This is a genomic window from Streptomyces sp. NPDC036813, assembly GCF_055609245.1.
The window spans coordinates 1-2658 of the sequence record NZ_JBVJPV010000044.1 but is presented as its reverse complement, the minus strand read 5'-3'; the positions used below and the strand labels follow the sequence as shown (position 1 = coordinate 2658).

Below are 2658 nucleotides of genomic sequence, written 5' to 3'. Positions count from 1 at the left end.
TGTCAACGATCTCTGAATTTTGACCCCGGCTGGGTCTCCGAAAATTGACCCCCAGGTGAGTGAGCGCATCAACCAGGCGCGCGGCCTGCTGTCAGTCGTCCTCAAGCTGGACGCGTCCGCCGCGGGCGCAAGCCAGCACCGTCGTGGCTGCGGCGTCGAGGAAGAGCATGAAGGTCCATGCTCGGTCCGCCGTCTTGACCATGCCGATGCGCAAGGCTTGATCTTCGGCTTTTTCGAGGATCTCGACGGTCTCGGTGAGGCCGAGTGTCGCGACCCCGCGCTTCCGAGTGATCCGGAGCCGGGTCCGGTAGGTGTGGAAGAGCCGATCGGCGGGGACCAGGCCGTCCCAGACCTCGAAGGTGCCTCCGGAGAGCAGGGCTTCGCGCGCTGGGCCGCAAGCCGGCGTCTGCTCCGCGAGCATCTTGGAGAGGTCGTCGTGTGTCATGCGCCAACCCTGCCGGGCCGGTGCCTGGCTGGCCAACCGAATTGGTCGGTCCCACTCGGGTCGGTTCAGTCGCGGTGTGCGCGGTTCTCCTTGGCGAGGAGTTCGCGTCGTTGGCGGGTGCGGTAGGAGTCGCCGGTGAGGGTGAGAACCTCGGCGTGGTGGACCAGGCGGTCGATCATCGCGGCCGCGACGACGTCGTCGGAGAAGGTCTCTCCCCACCGCCCGAAGGGCAGGTTCGAGGTCACCATCACCGAGCCCTGTTCGTAGCGGGAGGCTATGAGCTGGAAGAACAGGTTCGCGGCGTCCTGGTCGAAGGGGATGTAGCCGACCTCGTCGATGATGATCAACTTGTAGCGGCGGATCTTCTTCAACTCGGCGTCCAGGCGTCCGGCCTGGTGGGCCGTCTGGAGACGGGTGATCCAGTTGCTGGCGGTGTCGAACAGGACCGAGTAGCCGGCGTGCGCGGCCTTGACCCCGAGGCCGATGGCCAGGTGGGTCTTGCCGATCCCGGGCGGCCCGAGCAGGATCACGTTCTCCGCCTTCGCGACGAACGTGCCGGTCGCCAGGTGCGCGAGGACATCGCGCCGCAGCGACGGCAGATGGTCGAGGTTGAAGTCCTCCAGTGTCTTGACCTGCGGGAAGTGGGCGGTGCGGATCCGCATCACGGTGCCCTTGGACTCCCGGTCGGCGACCTGCCGCTGCAGCAGGGCCGCCAAGTACTCCTCGTGGGACCAGTTCTCGTCCCGCGCCTGTTCGGCGAGCTCCTCCCAGAACGCGCCGATCGTGGGCGTCTTCAGGACCCGGGTCAGGTAGGCCAGCATGGACGGCAGGCCGTCCTTCGTCGCCGCGGTGGTGCCGCCGGTCTTCGCCTTGGTGGCGGTGGTCATTCGTTGCTCGCTCTCGTGCTCGAAGGATCGAAGTCGACGCCGAACAGGGCGTCGTAGTCAGGCAGGGCTCGCAGCGCGACGGCGTGTCCGTCTGTGTGGCGCCGGGTGGCCGCCTCGCGCTTCTGCCGGTCCAGGGCCAGGGCCTGGCGCATCCGCTGGGCGGTCGCGGCATGGACGGGGTCGGTGACCACGGCCTGCTTGGCCCAGGACCGCTGGTGCCGGGCGACGATGTGGCCGTCGCAGAACACGGTGACCTCCTGCGGGGAGGCGGTGACGTCGACGAACCGACCGATGGCCTGCGGGTCCACCGAGTAGTCGACGGTGTCGACGCGGACGTAGTAGTCCCGGCCGAGCCTGACCCGCTGGTTGAGGCCCATCGGCGGGTCGACGGGCGGCAGCGGGATCATCGACAGGTAGTCGGTCTCCAGCAGGTCGACCGGTCGGCCCTGGATCGACCGGACGGTGCGGGCGTTGGCCCGGTCCAGCCACTCGGCCAGCTGCAGGTTGAAGTCCATAGGCGAGGCGAAGGTCCGGCCGGGCAGGAACGAGGTCTCCAGGTACTGATTGTTCCGCTCGACCATGCCCTTGTACTCCGGGTCGCGGGGCGGCGCGAGCTTGATCCGGGTGGCCAGCGTGCCGGCGAACGCCGCGGCCGGCGCGGTGACCTTCCCGGTCCCGCCGATCGCGGCCTCTCGGTCCCAGACCAGCGTCTTGGTGACCCGGCCGATGCCGCTGAGCAGGTCCCACATGCCCGACAGGATGTCGCCGCCCTGCCGTGAGGGGATCATCACCGCGGTCATGAACCGGGAGAAGCCGAGCGTCATCACCAGCACCGGCAGGATCCGCTCCTGGCCTGGTGCGACCGGCACTTTCGGTTCCGGGAACCACAGGTCGCACTGGGTGATCTCGCCCGGTTCGTAGGTCACCCGGTCGACCGGGTCGATGCCCACGTATTCGGGCCGGATCTGGGCCAGCTTCTTCTTCAGCGGTGACATCGAGTGCGGCCAGCCGATCCGTTCGGCGATTACCGGGGCGGGCATCTTGGGCCACTCGTTCAGCAGGAACCGGATCTGCGTCTCATAGGCGTCCGCCACCGACCCGCGTGGCGCACGTTCGTACTTCGGCGGCCGGTCCGAGTTCAACGCGGCCCGCACCGTGTTCCGGGCCACCCCCAGCCGCCGAGCGATCTCCTTGATGGGCACGCTCTCCGCTCGATGCAGCCTGCGTATCTCTGCCCAGTCCTCCACTTTCAGCACCCTCCAAGAGTCAGGAGGGGTCAACTTTCGGAGAGCGCCTGGGGGTCAGTTTTCACGAAGCGGCGACACC

At 67.9% G+C, this 2658-nt stretch carries 3 protein-coding genes; all 3 read right to left on the bottom strand.

What is annotated here, in order from left to right; translation table 11 throughout:
- Nucleotides 1-91: 91 nt before the first annotated feature.
- Complete coding sequence (locus ACZ67Q_RS39355; protein WP_471192440.1) at nt 92-445, bottom strand: hypothetical protein; 354 nt, start codon at nt 443-445, stop codon at nt 92-94.
- A 65-nt stretch (nt 446-510) separates the two neighbouring features.
- On the bottom strand, nt 511-1332 hold the full coding sequence (gene istB / locus ACZ67Q_RS39350; RefSeq protein WP_123816976.1) for an IS21-like element helper ATPase IstB: 822 nt from the start codon (nt 1330-1332) through the stop codon (nt 511-513).
- Nucleotides 1329-2588 (bottom strand): IS21 family transposase, encoded by a 1260-nt coding sequence (istA, locus tag ACZ67Q_RS39345; RefSeq protein ID WP_471192435.1) that lies wholly within the window; start codon nt 2586-2588, stop codon nt 1329-1331. Before istA ends, istB begins: the two co-directional genes overlap by 4 nt.
- Between the last annotated feature and the right edge of the window lie 70 nt (nt 2589-2658).

Coding starts and splice junctions, on each gene's coding strand:
- ACZ67Q_RS39355 (WP_471192440.1), bottom strand. CDS start 445: ATGACACACGACGACCTCTCCAAGATGCTCGCGGAGCAGACGCCGGCT.
- istB (WP_123816976.1), bottom strand. CDS start 1,332: ATGACCACCGCCACCAAGGCGAAGACCGGCGGCACCACCGCGGCGACG.